At 73.9% G+C, this 20938-nt stretch carries 18 protein-coding genes and 2 pseudogenes; 15 read left to right on the forward strand and 5 right to left on the reverse strand.

Annotation, left to right across the window (positions count from 1 at the left end):
- Positions 1 to 365: 365 nt before the first annotated feature.
- The 6 genes from LUZ64_RS29835 (at position 366) to LUZ64_RS29860 (ending at position 5750) form a co-directional block, all read left to right on the forward strand.
- On the forward strand, positions 366 to 2195 hold the full coding sequence (locus tag LUZ64_RS29835) for a hypothetical protein (RefSeq protein ID WP_170116926.1): 1830 nt from the start codon (positions 366 to 368) through the stop codon (positions 2193 to 2195).
- Between the two features lie 83 nt (positions 2196 to 2278).
- Entirely contained in the window at positions 2279 to 2554 is a 276-nt protein-coding gene (locus LUZ64_RS29840; protein WP_170116925.1) for a Rieske (2Fe-2S) protein, read from the forward strand.
- Positions 2555 to 2603: 49 nt separating this feature from the next.
- Positions 2604 to 2867 carry a ferredoxin family protein gene (locus LUZ64_RS37595; protein ID WP_095584268.1) on the forward strand — a complete coding sequence of 88 codons (264 nt, stop codon included), beginning with the start codon at positions 2604 to 2606 and terminating at the stop codon, positions 2865 to 2867.
- On the forward strand, positions 2864 to 3436 hold the full coding sequence (locus LUZ64_RS29850) for a cupin domain-containing protein (RefSeq protein ID WP_232390437.1): 573 nt from the start codon (positions 2864 to 2866) through the stop codon (positions 3434 to 3436). Before LUZ64_RS37595 ends, LUZ64_RS29850 begins: the two co-directional genes overlap by 4 nt.
- Positions 3437 to 3510: 74 nt before the next feature.
- A complete protein-coding gene (locus tag LUZ64_RS29855) occupies positions 3511 to 4338 on the forward strand; it encodes a DUF3050 domain-containing protein (protein ID WP_095583200.1) in 828 nt (275 codons plus the stop codon).
- On the forward strand, positions 4335 to 5750 hold the full coding sequence (locus LUZ64_RS29860; protein ID WP_095583199.1) for an aldehyde dehydrogenase family protein: 1416 nt from the start codon (positions 4335 to 4337) through the stop codon (positions 5748 to 5750). The genes LUZ64_RS29855 and LUZ64_RS29860 overlap by 4 nt, the downstream gene beginning before the upstream one ends.
- Positions 5751 to 5816: 66 nt before the next feature.
- Here the strand turns inward: LUZ64_RS29860 and LUZ64_RS29865 are convergent, their stop codons facing one another.
- Positions 5817 to 6587, reverse strand: a complete 771-nt coding sequence (locus LUZ64_RS29865) for a class I SAM-dependent methyltransferase (protein WP_170116854.1) — start codon at positions 6585 to 6587, stop codon at positions 5817 to 5819.
- A 68-nt stretch (positions 6588 to 6655) separates the two neighbouring features.
- Positions 6656 to 7897 (reverse strand): ATP-grasp domain-containing protein, encoded by a 1242-nt coding sequence (locus LUZ64_RS29870; protein ID WP_107426664.1) that lies wholly within the window; start codon positions 7895 to 7897, stop codon positions 6656 to 6658.
- A gap of 317 nt (positions 7898 to 8214) precedes the next feature.
- On the opposite strand from LUZ64_RS29870, the gene LUZ64_RS29875 reads away from it, so the two are divergent.
- The 4 genes from LUZ64_RS29875 to LUZ64_RS29895 all read left to right on the forward strand — a co-directional run bounded on the left by LUZ64_RS29875 (position 8215) and on the right by LUZ64_RS29895 (position 15913).
- On the forward strand, positions 8215 to 9498 hold the full coding sequence (locus LUZ64_RS29875; protein WP_095583196.1) for an MFS transporter: 1284 nt from the start codon (positions 8215 to 8217) through the stop codon (positions 9496 to 9498).
- A 327-nt stretch (positions 9499 to 9825) separates the two neighbouring features.
- Positions 9826 to 10974 (forward strand): L,D-transpeptidase family protein, encoded by a 1149-nt coding sequence (locus LUZ64_RS29880; protein ID WP_095583195.1) that lies wholly within the window; start codon positions 9826 to 9828, stop codon positions 10972 to 10974.
- Positions 10975 to 11660: 686 nt separating this feature from the next.
- Positions 11661 to 12827 carry an exonuclease SbcCD subunit D gene (locus LUZ64_RS29890; RefSeq protein ID WP_095582085.1) on the forward strand — a complete coding sequence of 389 codons (1167 nt, stop codon included), beginning with the start codon at positions 11661 to 11663 and terminating at the stop codon, positions 12825 to 12827.
- Positions 12824 to 15913 (forward strand): AAA family ATPase, encoded by a 3090-nt coding sequence (locus tag LUZ64_RS29895; protein ID WP_232390436.1) that lies wholly within the window; start codon positions 12824 to 12826, stop codon positions 15911 to 15913. The genes LUZ64_RS29890 and LUZ64_RS29895 overlap by 4 nt, the downstream gene beginning before the upstream one ends.
- A 170-nt stretch (positions 15914 to 16083) precedes the next feature.
- Here LUZ64_RS29895 and LUZ64_RS29900 read toward each other — a convergent pair whose 3' ends face one another.
- Positions 16084 to 16530, reverse strand: coding sequence for an Lrp/AsnC family transcriptional regulator (locus tag LUZ64_RS29900; RefSeq protein ID WP_095580877.1), 447 nt, complete (start codon positions 16528 to 16530; stop codon positions 16084 to 16086).
- A 94-nt stretch (positions 16531 to 16624) separates the two neighbouring features.
- Here LUZ64_RS29900 and LUZ64_RS29905 point away from each other — a divergent pair, with 94 nt between their 5' ends.
- Entirely contained in the window at positions 16625 to 17128 is a 504-nt protein-coding gene (locus LUZ64_RS29905; RefSeq protein WP_170116714.1) for a rhodanese-like domain-containing protein, read from the forward strand.
- 38 nt (positions 17129 to 17166) lie between these two features.
- Here the strand turns inward: LUZ64_RS29905 and LUZ64_RS29910 are convergent, their stop codons facing one another.
- On the reverse strand, positions 17167 to 17790 hold the full coding sequence (locus tag LUZ64_RS29910) for a LysE family translocator (protein WP_095580879.1): 624 nt from the start codon (positions 17788 to 17790) through the stop codon (positions 17167 to 17169).
- A gap of 110 nt (positions 17791 to 17900) precedes the next feature.
- Here LUZ64_RS29910 and LUZ64_RS29915 point away from each other — a divergent pair, with 110 nt between their 5' ends.
- From LUZ64_RS29915 to LUZ64_RS29930, 4 genes and pseudogenes are all read left to right on the forward strand, one after another.
- Positions 17901 to 18914 carry a LysR family transcriptional regulator gene (locus LUZ64_RS29915; RefSeq protein WP_095580880.1) on the forward strand — a complete coding sequence of 338 codons (1014 nt, stop codon included), beginning with the start codon at positions 17901 to 17903 and terminating at the stop codon, positions 18912 to 18914.
- A 99-nt stretch (positions 18915 to 19013) separates the two neighbouring features.
- Positions 19014 to 19384, forward strand: a pseudogene (locus LUZ64_RS29920) (IS5/IS1182 family transposase); the annotation flags it as partial.
- A gap of 147 nt (positions 19385 to 19531) precedes the next feature.
- A pseudogene (locus LUZ64_RS29925) lies at positions 19532 to 19856 on the forward strand (IS110 family transposase); the annotation flags it as partial.
- 123 nt (positions 19857 to 19979) lie between these two features.
- Positions 19980 to 20222 carry a hypothetical protein gene (locus tag LUZ64_RS29930; RefSeq protein WP_170116713.1) on the forward strand — a complete coding sequence of 81 codons (243 nt, stop codon included), beginning with the start codon at positions 19980 to 19982 and terminating at the stop codon, positions 20220 to 20222.
- Positions 20223 to 20567: 345 nt separating this feature from the next.
- Here LUZ64_RS29930 and LUZ64_RS29935 read toward each other — a convergent pair whose 3' ends face one another.
- Positions 20568 to 20855, reverse strand: coding sequence for a hypothetical protein (locus tag LUZ64_RS29935; RefSeq protein WP_095580881.1), 288 nt, complete (start codon positions 20853 to 20855; stop codon positions 20568 to 20570).
- Positions 20856 to 20938 lie beyond the last annotated feature (83 nt).

Raw genomic sequence — 20938 nt, forward strand, 5'->3', positions numbered from 1 at the left:
CCGGGTGGGTCAGGGGCGGCGGCCCGCCGGCGTCCCCCGGCGGGCCGCCGCCCGTGGCATGTGCCCGCCGGCGATCCCTGACGGACCCTTGACGGACTAATCAGCCATGCGCCGGACGTCTCCCATTGACAACCACATCGATTCCTCTGACGCTTGGCTCGGGCCCGCATGTGCCGCGGCCCGTTATTCCCCCGAGGAATTCCCACCCCCGAAGCTCACTCCCCAGGCTCCGCTCCATTGAGTCGTCGTCATGCTCTGGAGGCGCCATGGCACTGTCGATCTCGCCGCGATCCCCCTTCGATTTCCTGGGCGCAGCCGAGACCGAGATAGCCGGAGTGGAGAGAGATCTCTTTCGCCGACTGGAAATGCTGACCGATGACGGAGATCTCGTCGTGGTGGCGGGCATGGTCGCCGCGGGCAAGGCGGACGCCACCGTCCTCGACGCGCTGACCGCGGACACCCCCCGGGGTCAACGTCCCTTCGAGCCGGGCCGGTTCGGTATTCCGCCGGAGGAATTCTCCCGTTTCCAGCGGCTCTGGTACCACTTCAAGGTGCCCTACGCGCGGGCCTCGTTGGTGTGGTGGCACCTCTTCTGCCTGGCCCTCCGGCACGACGACCGGGTGGACCGCGCCCTGTTGCGGATGACGGAGCGGCTCGGCGCCCTGGCCGACGGCACCGGGGCCGCCCTGCCCCGCGCCGCCGGGGCGCCCGGCCCGGCCGGCGTCCCGGGCGGCACCGTGGTCGTCACGGACGACGAGAGCGCGGACCTCGGCGCCCTGACCGCCGCCGTCCGGCTGGGCGTCCCGCTCCTCGCCGTCGCCGACGCGGCGGCCGCCCGCGAGGCGGGCCGCGCGCGCGGCCTCGATGTCAGGACCGCCGGCGCGCCCGCCGCCCCTGGCGCCGCGGACCGTCCCGGGCTGTGGCTCGGCCCGCCGCCCGCCCTGGGGCACCTGCCCCGGACCGCGGCGCTGGCCTGGGCGGGGCTGCCCGCCGGGGAACGGGACGAACTGCTCGCCACCTTCGAACGCCGGGTCTCCTCCATCGAGCGGGTCAGGTTCCTGGCCGACGAGACGGCCGTCGACAACCGCGGCGTCGTCGCCCTGGTCGCCGAATGCCGGAAGGCACCGGTCGAGGACTGGCCGGACACCTCCCTCGTGCTGATGACCCTGCTGTGGTGCTGGCAGGAGGCCGGCTTCGTCCTCCAGGAGCTGAACCAGTCCTTCCTCTCCTTTCCCGCGCTCGCCCTGTTCCTGGTGCGCAAGTCCCGGGAGTACGCCGCCCGGCTGCCGGACGGCGTGCCCGGCGACCCGGCCGCCGACGCCGGCCGGGACCCCGAGGGGGTCGTCGGCCTGGCCCGCGGGCTCGCCCGGCTGCGCACCGCGGTCGAGGAGAGGTACGAGCGCTGTCTGCATTTCGACGGCAGCAACTGGGAGCGCCGCGAGTTCCTGCTGCCGCTCTCCGAATACCGGCGCGTCAGGCCCGTACCGGAGGAATTATGCGCCCATCTGCATGACCGGATCGGCGCCGAACTCCCCGGTCGCAGCGGAAATCCGGCCGAATGGGACCGATTCCTGGAACTCGCCCTGGAAGCGGGCAGCAGCCCCACCCGGGTCATACAGGAAATCGCCCACTGGGCGGCCGACGCCGAGGACCTCCCGGTGGATCTCGCCATCTTCACCGTGCCGCACGGCCGGAAACTCGATCAGCCGTGGACCATGGAGTTCACCGATCTGTTCTGCTATACGGGCTTCCGTACCGGATTCCGCCCCGAGGACTTCGGAATCGCGGCGAACCGTGTGGTGATGTACAACGTCATCGCCCAGCGCATGCGCTACAACGCGGTGAAAAAGGCCCAGAACTACGCGCCCGTCATGCGGTTCCCGCCCCAGGGGTTCAACCTCCCCGACATCGCCGTCGCCGAGGACGCCAACCACGGCGGCCACACCGCCGCCGGCATCCGGCTCGCCTGCCGGCTCCCGATCACCGTCACGCGCGCCGGCACCGACTGGAACGGTCTGGCGGACGTCCGCCTGAACCGGTCCGCGTACCACCGGGACAACCGCTTCCTGCCCCGCGACATGATCCTCGGCCACCGCTACACCCAGTGGGCCAAGGGCGTCGCCGACGCGACGTACCGCAGGGGCCTGCACTTCGAGGAGAAGTGGACCGACAAGGTCAAGGATCTCGACATCTGACCGGCACCCGAATCCGACCGGCACCCGATCGGAAAACCGACCGCCGCCGGCCCGCGGCCGGCCCGGGAACGCACGAGGGACGCATGAGCGACAGGACCCACGGCTCCATCGAGGAACTGCCGGGCGGGGCCACCCTGGCGGTGCGGGTGGGCGACCGCACCGTCCAGGTGCCGGCCCGCTGCCCGCACCGCGGCGCCCCCCTGGTGAAGGGCGTCGTCAACGGCACCTTCCTGGAATGCCCCTGGCACGGCGCCACCTTCGACCTGCGCACCGGATGCCGGGTGCGCGGGCCCGCCTGCGCCGACCTGACGATCGCCGGGGACGGACCGGGCGGGGCCGGGCGACCAGGGGCCGGATGACCGGCCGGCGGCCCGGGGCAAGGGCCGCGCACCGAGGAGAGGACCGCACGTGACATATGTGATCACCCAGCCCTGTATCGACGTCAAGGACGGCGCCTGCGTCGACGTCTGTCCCGTGGACTGCATAGGGGGTGAGAACGAGGACCGGCAGTTCTACATCGACCCCGAGCGGTGCGTGGACTGTGATCTCTGCGCCACCGTGTGCCCCGTCGACGCCATCTTCAGAGAGGAGGAACTGCCACCGGAGTGGGAGCACTTCACCCGGGTCAACGCCGAGTACTTCACGGAGAGCGGGAAGGACGGCGCGCCGTGACCGGGGGCCTGGAGCGCCCGGGACAGGAGGAGCTGTCGATCGTCCGGTGGGCGGACGCCACGATCGGTGACACCGCCACCTCGCTGCACATCCCGCACGGCGAGCGCCCGGTGCCCATGCACGGCGCCGCCGCCAGCGGGCTGGGCCTGGTGAGCAACGGCACCATCGGGGCGGACATCATCCGGCTCCCCGCCGGCGCGGGCTTCCCCCCGCACACCCACCCCGGCCACCATGTGCTCGCGGTCCTCGGCGGCGAGGGCACGATCACCTACAACGGGCGGGTGCACCGCACCGGGGCCGGTGAGATCTACCTCGTGGAGGGCGCGGTCTCGCACGCCGTCGGCGCCATCACCGACCATGTGATCCTCGCGATCGGCGCCCCGCACATGCCGGTCGACTCCGACCGCCGGATGGAGGTCGTGGCCTACGAGGAGGTGCTGAGCGAGATCGGCGGCCTGCACTGCCTGATCTGCGACAGCAAGTCCCAGCCCCCCGACTACCTGCACGACGTCGGATGCGCGCACTGCCCGTGCCAGTCGTGCGCCCGGGCGGAACGCACGCCGCACTGAACCGCGGCCCCCCGCCCGCCCCGCCCCCCGAGCCGCGTCCCGACGCGGCCGCGCGCCGACACCCGGAGCACACCATGGCACTCTCCCGCTACCACGCCCCGATCAGCCACCCCGGCCTGACCGTCCTCAAGAAGCGGATCGAACCAGCCCGCACCGAGGTCGTCCGCCACCCCGTCTACCGGAGCATCACCACCGCGACCGCCGCGCGGGTCTTCATGGAGCACCACGTCTTCGCCGTCTGGGACTTCATGTCGCTGCTCACCAGCCTCCAGCGGCTCCTCACCTGCGTCCGCGTGCCCTGGGTCCCCGAGGGCCCGGCGGCCGGCCGGCGCCTGATCAACGAGATCGTCCTGGTGGAGGAGAGCGACGAGCTCGGGGACGGCTACCTCAGCCACTTCGAGCTCTACCGCGCCGGCATGGCCGACGCGGGCGCCGACACCGGACCGATCGACTCCTTCGTCCGGGCCCTGCGCGAGGGCGTCCCCGTCGGCAAGGCGCTGGAGGAGGCCGGGGCGCCCCGCGCCTCCGCCGACTTCCTCTCGGCCACCTGGACCGTGCTGGAGCACGAGCCCGTGCACTGCCAGGCGGCCGTCTTCGCCTTCGGCCGGGAGGACCTGATCCCGGAGATGTTCGAACAGGTCGTCCGCATCGAGGACCCGCACGCCGCCCTGGCCCGGTTCAAGGACTACCTGTCCCGGCACATCGAGGTCGACGCCGACGAACACACCCCGATGGCCATGCACCTGCTCGTGGACCTGTGCGGCGACGACCCCGGCCGGTGGGACGAGTGCGCCCACGCCGTCGAGGACGCGCTCCGCGCCCGCGCCCGCCTGTGGACCGCCGTCCTCGAAGCGGTCCACGACACCGCCCGCACCGGAGGCGGGCCCCCGCCCCGACGATGAACCCCGTCCCCGAGGGGGTGCGCCGGCCCGGCCGGCGCACCCCCGCCACCTGTCCGGAGGCCGAGAACGTGCTCACCGACCCGAGGAACGGCCGCGACCGGCCGCGTCCCACCGTCGCCGGCCGTCCCACCGTCGACGCGACCGTCCGCGCCGCCCGTGCCGCGCTGCCCGCCTGGGCCGGGCTGACGACGGGCGAGCGCTCCCGCCGGCTGCTGCGCCTGGCCTCGGCCATGGAGGACGACGCCGAGCGGTTCGTCCGCGCGGAGCGGGTCGGCACCGGCAAGCCCGCCGCCGAGGCGGCGGGCGAGCTCGAACAGTGCGTCGACCTCGTCCGGTTCTACGCGGGGGCGGTCCGCGCCGACCTCGCCCCCGGCGGCGGGCACCGGCTGCCCGGCCGGGAGAGCTGGGTGCGCTGGGAGCCGCTCGGCGTCGTCGCGGCGGTCGTCCCCTGGAACTACCCGCTCCTGATGGCGGTGTGGCGGTTCGCGCCCGCGCTCGCGGCGGGCAACACCGTCGTCCTCAAACCGGCCGGGACCACCCCGGACAGCGCGCTGCTGGCGGCCGCGCACGCCCGGGAGACCCTCGGCGCCGACGTCCTCACCGCCCTGCCGGGCGGCCGCGCCACCGGCCGGCTGCTCGTCGGCCACGACGGGGTGGACGGCATCGCCTTCACCGGCAGCCGGGCGGGCGGTCTGGACGTCGCGGCCCGGGCCGGGCTGCGCAGGGTGAGCCTGGAACTCGGCGGCAACTGCGCGGCGCTCGTCCTCCCCGACGCCCCGGCCTCCACCTACGAGCGGCTGGTGCGCGCCGCCACGTACAACGCCGGCCAGAGCTGTGCCGCCCCGGCCCGGGTGCTGACGCTCCGGGAGTCCTACGAGCGGACGGTCGCCGGTCTCGCCACGGCGATGGGGAGGCGGCGGGCGGGCCGGGACTTCGGGCCGCTCAACAACCCCGAGCAGCTCAAGCGCTTCGACGGGATCGTCGACGCCAGCCGGGCCGGTGCCCGCTACGTCGGCGATGTGGCCACGGCCGAGGACGAGGGCGGCGGCTACTGGCGGCCCGGCACGATCCTCGCCGACCTGCCCGACGACGACCCGGCCGTCGTGGAGGAGGTCTTCGGGCCGGTGCTCACCGTCCAGGCGTTCGACGGCCCGGACGCGCTGGTCGAGGCCGCCAACGGGGTGCCGCACGCGCTGGCCGCCAGCGTCTGGGGCCGGGCGGTGCCGGAGGTGCTCGGCCTCGCCACCCGGCTGGACGCGGGGGAGGTGTGGGTCAACTGCCATCTGGAGCAGACCGGGGAACTGCCGCACGGCGGGCGCCGGCAGTCCGGCAACGGCACGGACCTGAGCGTGCTGGCCGTCACCGAGTACCAGCGGCCCAAGACCGTGACCGTCAACATCGAGCAGGAGTAGGCAGGAGTAGGCAGGAGTAGGTAGGAGGAGTGGGCAGGAGTGGGGCGGCGTGGGCCGGCGGGGCCGTCACGGACGCGCGGCGGCCCCGGTGCCGTCGAAGCGGGCGAGGACGTAGAGCGCCTCACCGGTCAGCTCGCTCGCGGCCGCGGCTGTGTTGTCGTACATGGCGAGCACGGTGAATCCGTGCGCCGTCAGATAGCCCTCCAGTTCCTTGGGGAAGAGCAGCCGGAACCGTACGTGGTCCCGCAGCGGCGCCCGGCCGGGGATGCGCCAGTCGCGGGTGCGGACGAGGAGCTGGTTGCGGCGGTCGAGCCGGTAGTCGGCCTCCGCCGTGGCCCGGAAGCCGGGTGTGTCGATGCTGAAGCGCTGCTGGAAGGCGTGCCCTTCGGGGGTGGCGATGGCATTGGGCACGTGCAGGAACAGCAGGGTGCCGGGCGCGGAGTGCGCCGCGAAGGTCTCCGTCGCGCGGTGCAGGTCGGCGTTGCTGTGGACGTTGGATAGCGCCCAGCCCAGACAGGTGACGGCGGTGAACGTCCGGCCGAGGCGCAGTGTGCGCATGTCACCGGCGCGGAAGTCCAGGCCGGGCCGGCGGCCCCGGGCGAAGGCCACCATGGGCTCCTGGTAGTCGACGCCGACGCAGTCGTAGCCCGCCCCGGTGAAGTACTCCAGGTGCCGGCCGGTGCCGCAGCCGATGTCGAGCAGTGTCCCGGGCGCCGGGGCGCCGTGCTCGGCGAAGAGCCGCCGGCACATGCCCGGGATGTCCGTCTCGGTGTCCGGGTAGATCTCCTCGTACAGCTCCGGGTGGTCGTAGAGCAGATTGCTGAGCAAGGGGTCCATGGGGTTCCCTTCGCGGGCCCGTGGCGCCGGTGCGTGGCCGGCGCCCCTTCCCGGCCGTCGGCCGCGGTTCATTCGGTGTCGAAGACGATCCGTGAGGCGAGGGCCGCGGCCAGGGTGTCGACGCCGTCGGGGGTGTCGGCGGTGGCGACGAAGACGCCCGAGCGGCTGTAGGAGTCGTTCGCCCGTCCGAGGACGTCGCCGGGGGTCACCTGGAGGTGCGCGGCGACGACGGCGGGGTGCCGGGCGACCTCCTCCCAGCCGCGCACGGCGCGCAGCCGTCCGGCGGGGGCGAGGAGGAATTCGGCGCGGGCGCTGCCCGCGGGCTCGGGGACGGGCCGGGGGGCGTCGCCGAGCAGGTCGTCGATGAGCGCGCCGTAGAGCTCCAGGCCGGGCCGGGTGTGTTCGACGAGGGCGTGGATGTAGTCACCGCCGCCGCGGTCGTGGAGTTCGCCGAGGACGATCCCCGAGGAGGTGACCCAGAACTCGACGTGGAAGATGCCGCGGGTGACGCCCGCGGCGGTCAGGGCGCGGCCGACGGCGTCGCGCGCCCGGGCGGCCGTCGGCCCGTCCAGGCCGGCCGGCACCCGCTGGCTGACCTCGACGAACCCGTCGGCCGTGCCCTTGCGGGTGAGGGCGAGGACCTGGGGTTCGCCGCCCGTCACGACGCCCTCCGCGGAGTACTCGTCGCCCTCCACGAAGGTCTCGGTCAGGAAGTACGGGGAGGCGGGCAGCGGGCCCATGGCCGGTGGCGGCGCGGCGAACCGCGCGAGGGCGGCGGGCAGTTCCCGGGGGCCGTCGACGCGTGAGACGCCGATGCCGGCCAGGCCGTCCCGGGGCTTGACGATCCAGGGGCCCGGCCCGGTGTCGCGCATGAAGCGGGCGGCGTCGGCCGCGTCGCGGCACAGGGCGGTGAGCGGCTGGGGGAGACCGGCCTCGCGCAGCCGCTTCCGGCACAGGTCCTTGTTGCGGACGCGCCGCACGGCGTCGGGATCGTTGCCGGGGAGCCCCAGGGCCTCGGCGGTCAGGGCCGCCGGGAGGACCGAGAGCTCCCGGATCGTCAGCACCGCGTCCACGCGCGGCCGGCCGGCCGCCCAGGCCCGGCAGGCGTCGGCGTCGTAGACGTCGAGCGCCACCACCTCGTCGACGAGGGAGAGCTCCTCGGGGGCCGCCCGCCGCAGGTTGGCCGCGGTGTCGGCGCCCAGCAGCCGCACCCCCCGGCGCCGGGCCTGCTCGCTGAGCCGCCGGATCTGGTCCCGGGCCCAGGGCGTCATCGCGGTGTTGCCCATGACGAGGAGCGTCGCCTCCGACACGTCCCCCACTCCCTCCGCTCGCGCTTCCGGATCGGGCAACCCGAGTATGGCCCAGCCGTCCGCGCGCGGCGAGAGCCCCGGCGGGCACGGCCTTCCCACCATCAAACTAGACCAAATGGTGTTTATTTGGACATATCGATTGTTTCGATCTTTCCAGGCGTCAAGCATGGGGTGACGTGACCGAAACGACTGATACGTCTGATGTACCCGGCGGAGCGCGCGCACCTGACGGCGCGCCCGTACCCGACGGCGCGTGCGAGAAGCCCGGGGCCGCCGCCCGTGCCGTACGGTCCGTCCGGCCGATCGACCCCCGCCGGATGCGCGCGCTCCTGCCCGACCTGACGCCCTGGCGGGCCTCCCGTGACTTCCGGCTGCTGTGGCTGGCGGGCCTGGTGACGGTCTTCGGTAGCTTCCTGACGTTCGTCGCGGTGCCCCTCCAGCTCAAGGAGCTGACCGGCTCGGCCCTCGCGGTCGGCGCGGTCGGCGCCGCCGAGCTCGTCCCCCTGATCGCCTGCGGACTGTACGGCGGCGCGCTCGCCGACGCCCTCGACCGGCGCCGGCTGATCCTCTGGACCGAGGCCGGCCTCGGCGTCCTGACCTGTGTCCTGTTCCTCAACACCCTGCTGCCGCACCCGCTGGTCTGGCCGCTGTACGTGGTGGCCGCGCTCGTCAGCGCGCTGACCGGGCTTCAGCGCCCCGCCCTCCAGGCGATGGTCCCCAGGATCGTCCGCCACGAGCAGCTGCCCGCCGCCACCACCCTCAACCACATGCGCTGGCAGGTCGGCGCGATCGCCGGCCCGTCCCTGGCCGGGGTGATCATCACCTTCGCCGGGGTCCGGCCCGCCTACGCCCTGGACACCGCGACCTACGCCGTCTCGGCGGCCCTCACCCTCGGCCTGGCCCCGTCACCCGCCGCGCCCGGCGCCGAACGGCCCTCGCTGCGGGGCGTCCTGGAAGGCGCCCGCTACGCCTGGAGCCGCAAGGAACTCCTCGGCACCTACACGGTCGACCTGGCGGCGATGTTCTTCGCCTACCCCACGGCGGTCTTCCCCTTCCTCGCCGACGACCTGGGCGCGCCCTGGGCGCTCGGCCCGATGTACGCGGCCGGCGCCGTCGGCTCCCTTGTCGTCAGCCTGACCAGCGGCTGGGCCTCCCGCGTCCACCGGCACGGCCGGATGGTCGTCGGCTCGGCGCTCGGCTGGGGCCTCGCGATGACCCTCGCGGGCTGGACGCACGACGTCCGGCTGGTGCTGCTGTTCCTCGCGGCCGCCGGCGGCTGCGACATAGTGAGCGGCCTCTTCCGCTCGACCATGTGGGATCAGAGCATCCCGGACGAACTGCGCGGCAGGCTCGCGGGCATCGAGCTGCTCTCCTACTCCGTCGGGCCCCAGCTCGGCCAGGTCAGGGTGGGCGCCACGGCCGCGCTCACGGGCGCCCGCGCCTCGGTGTGGGCGGGCGGGCTCGCCTGCCTCGTCTCCGTGGGGCTGCTCGCCGCCGCGCTGCCGAAGCTCCTCTCGTACGACCAGCGGACCGACGAACACGCCGTGCGCGTACGCGAACGCAGGGCGGCGGAGGCGACCGCCGTGGCCGAGGCGGCCTGAACCGGCCCGCGCCCGGACCGATCTGACGCGGACCGGCCCGAGCCTGGACCGGCCTGACGCGGACTCGGCCTGACGTGGACTCGGCCTGACGTGGACCGGCGCCGGGGCGGTGCCCGCTGACACCGGCCTGACGTAGACCTGACGTAAAGAAAGGGTGCGCACAAATGTTTCTATTTCCGTGCAACCGTACAAGCGTGCAGGTCATCTGTAGTGACGTGACGGGAAAGCCCGTCGCGCAGGGCGGGCACCGAGGCCGGGGTCCGCCGCACCGCAGCCGTAGAAAGGCCGACTCACGTGCACGTCGTATCGGGTCGTCGCTCCGCCCTGATGGCAACCGCTCTCCTCGGTTCCCTGGCGCTCTCCGCCTGCTCGGGCGGCTCGGGGGGTGACTCCGGCGACGCCAAGGCCGAGGCCAAACTGACCGTCACCCCGGGCAGTGGCACCGACGTCGCGCTCGGCACCCCGATCACGGTGAAGGCCGACGGCGGCCGGATAACCAAGGTGGAGGCCAAGGACGACAAGGGCAACGAGGTCACCGGCAAGGTGGCCGAGGACGGCGCGACCTGGACGTCCGACGGCAAGGCCGGCCCGAAGACCACCTACACCGTGCGCGCCACCGCCAAGGGCGGCAAGAACGGCAAGGGCAAGGAGACCTCCTCGACCGCCACCTTCACCACGCAGCAGGCGCCGAGCGTCAACAAGCTGACGAACGCTCCGGCCAACGGCCAGACCGTCGGCACGGGCATGCCGGTCTCGATCCTCTTCGACCACCCGGTCGACAAGAGCAAGCGCGCCGACATAGAGAAGTCCCTGACGGTCACCTCCACGCCGAAGGTGGAGGGTGCCTGGGGCTGGGTCAAGGACTGGTCGGGCCTGGACCGCATCGACTGGCGGCCCAAGGACACCTGGCCCTCCGGGACCAAGGTGAAGGTGAAGGGCCTGCTGTCCGGTGTGAACTCCGGCGAGGGCGGCTGGTTCGCGAAGAACTACGACTTCGGCTTCACCATAGGCGCCGACCACAAGGCCGTCATCGACGTCCCCTCCCACACCCTGACGATGCTGGAGGACGGCAAGCCCGTCGGCACCATCAAGGGCTCCGCGGGCTCCCCCGTCGACCCCACCCGAGGCGGCATCCACACGGTCCGCAGCAAGAACGCCGACGAGACCATGGACTCCTCCACCATCGGCCACGGCAACGAGTGGATGCTCGAATCGAAGTGGGTCACCCACCTCACCGCCTCCGGCACCTTCCTGCACTCCGCACCCTGGAACCAGTCGATCGGCGTCGAGAACAACAGCCACGGCTGCTTCGGCATGACCACCTCCGACGCGAAGAAGGTCTACGACTTCCTGCCGATCGGCTCCACGGTCGAGGTCAAGAACACGACCAGCACGAAGGTGACGGACCCGGGCAACGGGCTGTCGGTCTGGATGGAGACGTGGGACCAGTGGCAGAAGCGGTCGGCGCTGAAGTAGCGCCGTAGGTTGCTGCCGGGGCAGGCCGGGGCAGGCCGGGGCAGGCCGGGGCAGGCCGGGGCAGGCCGGGGCAGGCCGGGGCAGGCCGGGGCAGGCCGGGGCGGTGCGGCCCGGTGCGGGCCGGGCTGGGCCGGGGCGAGACCGGTGCGGCGCCCGGGGCCGGTGGGCGCGGCGCGTGGGTTTCCGTCCGGCCGGGGAGGCCGGTCCGGGGCCCGGGCCTGGTGAGCGCGACACGTGGGTTTCCGCCCGGCCGGGGTGGGCTCGGTTCGGCTCCCGGACCCGGTAGGCGCCGCAGCTGCGTTCCCGCCCGGCTACGTTCCCGCCCGGCCGGGGCGTGCGCTGCCGCCTTCCGCGCCCTTCGCCGATCCCGGACGTCCCCCCGGGCGTCCCCGGCGTCCCCCCCCGGGCGTCCCCGGCGTCCCCCCGGGGCGCCTTCCGTGCCCCGCGCGGTGGTCCCGAACGCCGGGTGGGCCGGGACCCGGCTCACCCGGCCCACGCGGGGCGCCCCCGGCGACAGCCGAATACGCGGCCGGGGGAGGTCGAGGGCCGGCGTTCCGAGGAGCGGGCCGGCAGCGCCCTTCCGCCCGCTTCCGGCCTCCTCCGTCACTCCCATCGAGTACCGTGCAGGGTCGGTGTCGACCCGGAACACTTGAGGAGCGGAGCAGCATGCAGGGCGGAGCCCCCTCGTGAGAATCCTGCACACGTCCGACTGGCACCTGGGCCGCTCCTTCCACCGGATCAGCCTCCTCCGTGCCCAGCGCGACTTCGTCGAGCACCTCGTCGCCACCGTCCGCGAGCACGAGGTCGACGCCGTCCTCGTCGCCGGGGACGTCTACGACCGGGCCGTACCGCCGCTCGCCGCCGTCGAGCTCTTCGACGACGCCCTGCACCGGCTCGCGGACCTCGGCGTGCCCACCGTGATGATCTCCGGCAACCACGACTCGCCGCGTCGCCTCGGCGTCGGCGCCGGACTCATCGAGCGGGCCGGGATCCACCTCCGCACCGACCCGGCCGGCATCGGCACCCCCGTGCTGCTCGCCGACGCCCACGGCGACGTCGCCTTCTACGGGCTGCCCTACCTGGAGCCCGCCCTCGTCCGCGAGGAACTCGGCGCCCGCCGCGGCGGCCACACGGCCGTACTGGAGGCCGCCATGGAGCGGGTCCGCACCGACCTCGCCGCCAGGCCCGCGGGCACCCGGTCCGTGGTCCTCGCGCACGCCTTCGTCGCCGGCGGCGCCACCAGCGACAGCGAGCGCGACATCACCGTCGGCGGCGTAGCCTCCGTACCCGCCGAGGTCTTCGCCGGCGTCGACTACACCGCCCTCGGCCATCTGCACGGCTGCCAGACGCTCACCGAGCGCGTCCGCTACTCCGGCTCCCCGCTCGCGTACTCCTTCTCCGAGGCCGACCACCGCAAGACCATGTGGCTGATCGACCTCGACGCCCGGGGCGACGTGACCGGCGAACGCCTCGACTGCCCGGTGCCCCGGCGCCTCGCCCGGATCCGCGGCCGCCTCGACGACCTGCTCCGCGACCCCGCGCTCGACCGCCACGAGGACGCCTGGGTCGAGGCCACCCTCACCGACCCGCACCGCCCCGACGAGCCCATGGCCCGGCTCGCCGCCCGCTTCCCGCACGTCGTGAGCCTCGCCCTGGAGCCCGACCGGGCACCGGAGGACCCGCTCGCCTCCTACGCCCAGCGGCTCCGGAACCGCAGCGACCAGCAGATCGCGGAGGACTTCGTGGCCCATGTGCGCGCCGGGCGTGGCCCCGATGAGGAGGAGCGCGCCGTGCTCACCGCCGCACTCGACGCCGTACGGCTGGACGACACCGCCCGCGAGGCCGCCCGGTGAAGCTCCACAAGCTCACGGTCACCGCCTTCGGGCCCTTCGGCGGCACCCAGCACATCGACTTCGACGAGCTGTCGGCGGCCGGCCTGTTCCTGCTGCACGGCCCCACGGGCGCGGGCAAGACCTCCGTCCTCGACGCCGTCTGCTACGCCCTCTACGGCGGCGTGCCCGGCGCCCGCCAGGGCAGCGGCCTCACCCTGCGCAGCGACCACGCGGACCCCGGCACGCCCACCGAGGTCGTCCTCGACCTCACCGTCGGCGGGCGCCGTCTGGAGATCACCCGGCGGCCGGAGCAGCTCCGCCCCAAGAAGCGGGGCACCGGCTCCACCCGCGAGAAGGCCGCCAGCACCCTGCGCGAGCGGACCGACGGCGGCCCCTGGCAGGGCCTCAGCCGATCCCACCAGGAGATCGGCGAGGAGATCGGCCAGCTGCTCGGTATGAGCCGGGAGCAGTTCTGCCAGGTCGTCCTGCTGCCGCAGGGCGACTTCGCCCGCTTCCTGCGCGCCGAGGACACCGCACGCGGCAAGCTTCTCGGCAAGCTCTTCGACACCAGCCGCTTCGCCGCCGTCGAGGAGCGCCTCGCCGAGCTGCGCCGCGCCGCCGAGCAGCAGGTCCGCACCGGCGACGAGCGGCTCCTCGCCCTCGCCCACCGGATGCACCAGGCCGCCGGCGACCCCACGCTGCCCGAGCCGGGCACGGCCGCCCCGGGCACCGCCCCCGGCGCCCCCGCGGCCCTCCCGGCACAGCGCGCCCCGCGCACGGCCGCCGCCCGCAAGGACCCGCAGCCCCTGGCCCCCGGCGACGCCGGCCTGGCCGACGCCGTCCTGGAGTGGGCCGCCCTGGCCCGTACGGGCGCGCGCGAGCGGCGCGACATCGCCGCCCTGGCCGTCCGCACCGCCGAGGAGGCGCATCGCGCGGCCCAGGGGCAGGCCGACGCCGCCCGCGAGCTGGCCGGGCTCCAGCACCGGCACGCCGAGGCCCGGGAGCGCGCCGCCGCGCTCGACGCCCGGCGCGACGAGCACCGCGCGACCGGCGCCCGCCTGGAGCGGGCCCGCGCCGCCGCGCCCGTGGGCCCCGCCCTGGAGCTGTACGACGAGGCCGGGCGCGCCCACCGCGCGGCCGCCGCCGCCGAGCGCGCCGCCCGCGAACGGCTCCCCGACGCCCACCGCGACGCCACCGGGGAGCGGCTCGCCGCCCTGGAGCACGGGCTCCGTGAGGACCTCGGCTCGCTGTCCGCGGCCCGCCGCGCCGAACAGCGGGCCGCCGCCCTCGCCGCCGAACGGGCCGGACTGGACCGCGACGCCCTCGCCGACGAGGACACCCTCGCCGACGCCGCCGACTGGCTCGCCGGCTGGGAGACCCTGCGCGCCGCCCACGAACGGCGCGTCGAGGACGCGCGCGAGGCGGCCACCCGCGCCGCCCGCCTCGAAGGCGAGATCGCCCCCGCCCGGCGTCGGCTGGAGGCCGCCCGCGAGCGCGACCGCCTCGCCGGAGCCGTCGGCACGGCCGAGGCCGGGCTGCTGAATGCCCGGGAGCGCGCCGCGCGCGCCCGGGAGCGGTGGCTCGACCTCAAGGAGCGCCGCCTGCTCGGCATAGCCGCCGAGCTGGCCGCCGGCCTCGGGCCCGGCGAGCCCTGCAAGGTATGCGGCGCCACCGAGCACCCGGCCCCCGCCCGCGCCGCCGCCGGGCACGTCGACCGGGCCGAGGAGGAGCGGGCGCTGGACGCCGCCCAGAAGGCGGACACCGCACGCGAGCACGCGGAAGGCGAGCTCCGGGCGCTGCGCGACGCCCTGGAACGGGCCGCCGCCGAGGCGGGCCCGGACACCGCCGAGGCCCTCGCGGCCCTCCTCGACACCACCCGCCGCGCGTTCGCCGAGGCCCGGGAGGCCGGTGGGGACGCGCACGCCGCCCGTGAGGCCCTGGAGCGGGCCGAGCGCGAGCACGACCTGCGCGTCGAGGCCCGGCAGGCCGCCCAGCTGCGGATCACCGCCCGCACCGCCCACCGGGAACACCTCGACGCCGAACTGCGCGCGCTGGAGGAGGAGCTCGCCCTGGCGCGGGGCGGCGAGGAGACCGTCGCCCGCCGCGCCGCGCTCCTGGAGCGGGAGCTGGCCGCTCTCGGCGCCGCCCTCGACGCCGTACGGACCGCGGCCACGGCCGCCGACGACCTGGAGAAGGCGGCCGCGCGGCTCGACGACACCGCCCTGCGGGCCGGCTTCGACAACCCCTCGCTCGCGGCGGAGGCCCTGCTCCCCGCCGGTGCCCAGCGCGAGCTCCAGGACCGTCTCGACCGGTGGCGGAGCGAGGCGGCCGGGGCCGCCGCCGAGCTCGCCGACCCCGGGGTCGCGGCCGCCGCGGCCCTGCCGCCCGCCGACCCGGCCGCCGCCGACGGCCTGCTGGCGGCCGCCACCCGGCGGCTGCGCGAGGCGTCCGCCGCGGAGTCCGCCGCCCGCACCCGCTGCGAGGAGCTCGACCGGCTCTCCGCCCAGGCCGTCACCGACGCCCGCCGGCTGGCGCCGCTGCGCGAGGAGCACCACCGGGTGGCCGGCCTCGCGGGGCTCGCCGCCGGCACGTCCGCCCTCAACGAGCGGAAGATGCGCCTGGAGTCCTACGTCCTCGCCGCCCGCCTGGAACAGGTCGCGGCCGCCGCCACCAGCCGCCTGCGGCGCATGTCCTCCGGCCGCTACACCCTGGTCCACTCCGACGCCCGCGCCGGCTCCCGCCGTTCGGGCCTCGGCCTGCACGTCATCGACGCCTGGACCGGCAGCGAGCGCGACACCGCGACGCTCTCCGGCGGCGAGACGTTCTTCGCCTCCCTCGCCCTCGCGCTCGGCCTCGCCGACGTCGTCACGGAGGAGGCGGGCGGGGTGCGGCTGGACACCCTCTTCATCGACGAGGGGTTCGGCAGCCTCGACGCGCAGACGCTGGACGAGGTGCTGGACGTGCTGGACGCGTTGCGCGAGCGGGACCGGACGGTGGGGATCGTGAGCCATGTGGCGGATCTCCGGCAGCGGGTTCCGGCGCAGTTGCAGGTGGTGAAGGGACGGTCGGGGTCGGAGGTGCGGCACCGTACGGCGGGTGCGGGGTAGGGGTGCCGCGGCGCGGGGCGTTTTCCCCAGCCCCGCCCCTTCCCGAATGTCCTCAAGCGCCGGACGGGCTGGTTTTCAGCCCGTCCGGCGCTTGAGGACCGGGGTCCGGGGCGGAGCCCCGGTTACGGGAAGGGGCGGGGTGGGGACAGGGCCCCGCGCAGCGGCGAGCGTCAGCGGCCCAGCGCACGCCGTGGCAGCGGTGACGAATACACCACGCTCGTCGTCACCGACCCCAGCCCCCCGATCCGCCCCGCCACCTCCTCCAGATGCCGCATCGACCGCGCCGCCACCTTGATCACGAAGCAGTCGTCCCCCGTGACGTGATGCGCCTCCAGGATCTCCGGCGTCGTCTCCACGAGATCGTGGAACGGCTTGTAGTTGCCGTTCGGATAGCGGAGGCGGACGAACGCGAGCACCGGCATGCCCAGCTTCTCGGGGTCGACGACGGCGGTGTAACCGCCGATGACGCCCGCCTCCTCCAGCCGCCGGACCCGCTCGGTCACGGCACTGGGGGACATGTTGACGGTGCGCGCCAACTCGGCGAAGCCCGCGCGGCCGTTGGCCTGGAGGGCGTCGAGAATGCGCCAGTCGGTGGCGTCAGGGGAATAGCCGGTCATGTGCGATGTCTAGCAGTGAAATCACCGGTTGAACAAGGGTTTTGCCGGGGATCACATGTTCACGGCCCGTCGGCGGGTCCGTAGATTTGCCGCCATGAACACCGCCACCGCGCCCCACGATCTTCCCGGAACGCCTCTGACCAGCAGCGTCATGGCCGTCCCCGCCGCACCGCCCGCCGAGGCCGCGGCCTACTTCGCCGCCCGGCTCGCCTTCCACACCGATGTCGCCGATGTCCGTAAAGCACTCACCGGCGGTGCCGCGGACTTCGTCGTCGTGGACAGCCGCTCCACCGCGTCCTGGGACCAGGGCCACGTCCCCGGCGCGCTCCACCTGCCGACCGCCCGGATCCCCGGGGACGCGCCCCGGCTCCTCGACCCGGCCGTCCCGGTCGTCGTGTACTGCTGGGGTCCCGGCTGCGACGGCGCCACCCGCGCGGCGCTCGCCCTCGCGCGCCTCGGCTACCGCGTCAAGGAGATGCTCGGCGGCATCGAGTACTGGATCCGTGAGGGCTATGACGTCGAGACCTGGGAGGGCACCCGGCGGCTCCCGGCCGACCCGCTGACCGCGCCGGTGGGAGCCGACGACTGCGGGTGCTGACCGGCCGCCGGGCACTGGAAGGAGTAGCGGCCCGGCCCTCAGACACCTGCTGCCACCGTGGCGCCCAGCCCCAGCAGGACGACACCGGTCGTCATACTGAGCCCCCGCAGGACCGCCGGCCGTGAGATCAAGGCGCGTCCCCGGCCGACGGCCCAGGTGAACAACATGTACCAGGAGGCGCTGACGAGCGCCCACAGGGCTCCCAGGGCGACGGTCGACAGGAACACCGGGCCCTTCGCCGTCACGAACTGGGGCAGTACCGAGACGGCGAACACGCCGGCCTTCGGGTTGCCGAGGTTGGTGCTCAGGCCGGTGAGGTATCCGCCCGCGAAACCGGTGCGGCGCCCGCCCTCGTGGGGCGGACGGGTGGAGGCGGCGGTGAGCGCGGTCCGTAGCGTCTTCACTCCGAGGAACATCAGCACGATGCCGCCTGCGATCCGGAGCGCCGCGTACGCGGTGGGGCTGGCCAGCAGGACGGCGGACAGCCCGGCCGCGGCGGCCGTGGACCACAGCAGGAAGCCGGTGGCGTTGCCCGCGAGCGTGCCCCGGACCGTGCGTCGGCCGCCTTCCAGAACCTGCCGGATCAACAGGGCTTGACTCGCGCCTGGCAGCATCGCCAGCAGCAAGGTGGTGGCGAGGAAAACGGGCACATGCGTGGGCATGGGAAAGGAACCCCTTCCGGGGATTGCGGCTGATGGGTGCACCACCAGGCTTCCTGCCCCGCGCCCCTAAGAGAAGTTAAAAGAGAAGGGTGCAGCATTAAGATCAGTGAATGGTGACGGACCCGGGACAGCTCCGCCTTCTCGCGCTGATCGAGCGGCACGGCTCCCTGACAGCGGCGGCTCGCGCCCTCCAGCTCACGCCCGCGGCGGTCACCCAGCAGGTGGTCAAGGCCGAGCGCGACTGGCAGGTGCCACTGGTCGTCCGTGGTCCTCGCGGGGCGACGCTCACCGCGGCCGGCGCGCTGCTGGCCGCCCACGGCCGGACCGTGGAGGAGGCCTCGGACAAGGCCGAGGCGGAACTGGCCGCACTCCTCGGCCACCTCTCCCTACGGCTGCGGATCGGAACGTTCCAGGCAGCCGCCCTGCACCTGCTGCCACCCGCTCTGACGGCGCTGCGCCACCGCCATCCGGACGCCGACGTCTCGGTCGTGGACGTGGTGTCCGGACGCGGAGTGGAGGAGATCGGCGCGGGGCGCCTGGACATGGTCATCGTCGCGTCCTGGGGCACGCCGCTCGTGCCGCCCCCACACATACGGGCCCACTCGCTCCTGCTGGACCCGATGGTCGTGGTGCTCCCCGACGACCATCCACTGGCCACCGGGCAGCCCGCGGACACCGAACTTCACCTGGAGCAACTGCGCGACGAATCGTGGGTCTCCATCCTGGCCGGCCATGCCGCCCGCGAACAGTTCCACGACGCCGCCCGCGAGGCCGGCTTCACTCCCACCGTGCGGTTCGAGACCGAGTCCTACGATGTCGCCCAGGCCCTCGTCGGCACAGGCAGCGCGGTGGCCCTGGTCTCGCGTCTGGCCCTGGCCCGTGCGCCCGGCACCACCCATCGCGAACTGGCCCACCCCAGGCCCTACCGCCATCTCTACGCCGTGACCAGAACGGACGCCAGCCTCACACCACTCGCGGACATGCTCATCGACCTCCTACGCGATGTCGCCCGCGACATCACGGCCACCTGGGAGGCTCCCCCGCGAGAAAGACGACGCCCATCGAACTCACGGCACGGAGCCGGCAGCCGGATCGCGGCACCGAAGCGATGGGCGAAACCCTGAACGATCCACTGCGACTTCGCCCGCTCCCGCCCACTGAGAGCCGCCAGGGGCCCGGCCGCCGAACCCGGCCGACATCCTCCACGCATGACCCGGTGAACGGCCGATCCGATCCGCGGTCGGCGATGGGCCGACCACCGCCGAACCTGGGCAGCCGTTGCGTGGAAGTACCGCACCTGCTCGCCCTGGCGGGATCGTTCCAGACCGCTCACAAACGGCTGATCAGGCGGGCCGTGGCCGTGGACGGCACCTGGGAACGCATCCTCGCCGCGGTCCTGGCAGCGGCCGACGGCGCTGACGACATCGGCTGGACCGTGTCGGTGGACTCCACCGTCTGCCGGGCCCACCAGCACACCGCCGGCGCCAGGGAAAAGGGGCTTCAGGCCGGGCCGAACCCGAGGGCGCCCCGCGCCGCCGCGGTGGGACGGCTGCGGGAAGCGGTCGACATCGAGCCCTCCTTCCGCGCGATGGGCATCGACGGGATTGTTTTCATCGGCGCGTTGCCGCGACAGGCCCTGAACGCCTTCGAGGGCCGGAACGTCCGGCCGGCCTGCGCACGCTGACAACGTGTTCTACGTTTCAGGGGCGGGTCCGGGCCGGTCAAGGAACACCACCACCGCGTGGTGATCGCCGCGGCAGGAGAACGCCTTCTGCCGCGGCGGGTCCTGAACGACGAAACGCAGCTCCTGGAGCTGATCGGCGACGTCCTGGCCCTTCTCCGAGGACGTGCTGTGGGCGGTGGACATCAACCGCGGCGGCGCCGCCCTGGTCATCGGCCTGCCGCTCGACCACGAGCAGCCGTAGGTCTACCTTCCCGGCCTGGCCGTGCACCACGCCTCCGCTGCCTACCGGGGCCTGGGCAAGACGGACGCCAAGGACGCACACGTCATCGCCGACCAGGCTCGGATGCGCCGTGACCTCGGCGTCCTGCGGCCCGGCGATGAGGGATGCCCTGCCTCTCCCCCGAACGGCCTAGTGCCGCTGGCTGTGCGGCCTCTTCGCCGTCATCGTGGGCATGCCGCCGTGTCCGCTGTCCGGAGGACAGGCAACGAGTGTGAGGAGCCCCTCATGCGCATACGTACGCGCTACGCCCTCGGCGCCGCGGCTTCCGCCATGGTGCTCGCCGGAACGCTCGGCGCGGGAGACGCCAGGGCCGCTGATCTCCCACCGGTGTCCACCGAGCAGTGCTTCAGCGGGGGCGGAACGCTCGACGTCACGATCGGGGACGACTACGAGCCTGTGCTGGTGTGCGAGGGCGGGTCGTACGACGGCAGCCCCATCGGCGACGCCGACGGCATTCCGGTTGGCTGACGAAGCAGCCTTTTCCTCCGCATCGTCGATGGCGATGCGGAGGAAAAGGCTGAGTGCGGTGGGCGGTCAGGCGTTGACTGGCGCCGGATTCCTCGGCCGGAGCCGCTCACCACACGCCCGGCAGACCCTCTCCTCGGCCGGCTCCGCGTCCTCGGACACGGGCCCGGATCAGGCCGCCTTCCCACCCTCGGACCGAGGATCGGGAACACCCACCTGATGCTCGATGACATGCGAGAGATCATGCGGACCGCTTGCTACGGGGGCCCCGGCCCCCGACCGGCCGGTGGTGTCCGCCGCCTCGCGCTCGGCGACGGGCACCACCGGTCTCGCGTACGCCCGTGGGCGTCAGGTCTGGGACGCCTGGGAGCAGGCTCCGTCCGCCCTCCCCGCGCTGACCTTGGAGACCTGGGTGAGCCCGATGTTGCACACCTTGGTGCCCACCCCCGGAAGTTCGCCGAGCCCGCAGAAGACGTTCAGGTCGACGCTGCTGCGGGACGGATCCGCGCTCGCGATGTTGTTGGCGCAGTCCACGCCGTCGGCGTGGGCGGCCGGTGCGGCGATGACGACCCCTCCGGCGGCCAGGACCAGAGAGCTCAGGGCGACGGCGAGACGGGGACGGATGCTGTCGGTCATGAATGTCCTCACTGAGTGGGGCAAGGCCGAAAACAGGTGAACCGGATTATCTGAGTCCGGTCGCTTCGGGAAGGTAACCACAC

Origin of the sequence: Streptomyces albireticuli (genome assembly GCF_021228125.1) — a bacterium.
Lineage (GTDB): Bacteria > Actinomycetota > Actinomycetes > Streptomycetales > Streptomycetaceae > Streptomyces > Streptomyces albireticuli.

Excerpts from the sequence above, each read along its gene's own strand:
- LUZ64_RS29835 (WP_170116926.1), top strand. The coding sequence starts at position 366 with ATGCTGACCGATGACGGAGATCTCGTCGTGGTGGCGGGCATGGTCGCC.
- LUZ64_RS29840 (WP_170116925.1), top strand. The coding sequence starts at position 2,279 with ATGAGCGACAGGACCCACGGCTCCATCGAGGAACTGCCGGGCGGGGCC.
- LUZ64_RS29855 (WP_095583200.1), top strand. The coding sequence starts at position 3,511 with ATGGCACTCTCCCGCTACCACGCCCCGATCAGCCACCCCGGCCTGACC.
- LUZ64_RS29860 (WP_095583199.1), top strand. The coding sequence starts at position 4,335 with ATGAACCCCGTCCCCGAGGGGGTGCGCCGGCCCGGCCGGCGCACCCCC.
- LUZ64_RS29865 (WP_170116854.1), bottom strand. The coding sequence starts at position 6,587 with ATGGACCCCTTGCTCAGCAATCTGCTCTACGACCACCCGGAGCTGTAC.
- LUZ64_RS29875 (WP_095583196.1), top strand. The coding sequence starts at position 8,215 with ATGCGCGCGCTCCTGCCCGACCTGACGCCCTGGCGGGCCTCCCGTGAC.
- LUZ64_RS29880 (WP_095583195.1), top strand. The coding sequence starts at position 9,826 with ATGGCAACCGCTCTCCTCGGTTCCCTGGCGCTCTCCGCCTGCTCGGGC.
- LUZ64_RS29900 (WP_095580877.1), bottom strand. The coding sequence starts at position 16,530 with ATGACCGGCTATTCCCCTGACGCCACCGACTGGCGCATTCTCGACGCC.
- LUZ64_RS29905 (WP_170116714.1), top strand. The coding sequence starts at position 16,625 with ATGAACACCGCCACCGCGCCCCACGATCTTCCCGGAACGCCTCTGACC.
- LUZ64_RS29910 (WP_095580879.1), bottom strand. The coding sequence starts at position 17,790 with ATGCCCACGCATGTGCCCGTTTTCCTCGCCACCACCTTGCTGCTGGCG.
- LUZ64_RS29915 (WP_095580880.1), top strand. The coding sequence starts at position 17,901 with ATGGTGACGGACCCGGGACAGCTCCGCCTTCTCGCGCTGATCGAGCGG.
- LUZ64_RS29930 (WP_170116713.1), top strand. The coding sequence starts at position 19,980 with ATGCGCATACGTACGCGCTACGCCCTCGGCGCCGCGGCTTCCGCCATG.
- LUZ64_RS29935 (WP_095580881.1), bottom strand. The coding sequence starts at position 20,855 with ATGACCGACAGCATCCGTCCCCGTCTCGCCGTCGCCCTGAGCTCTCTG.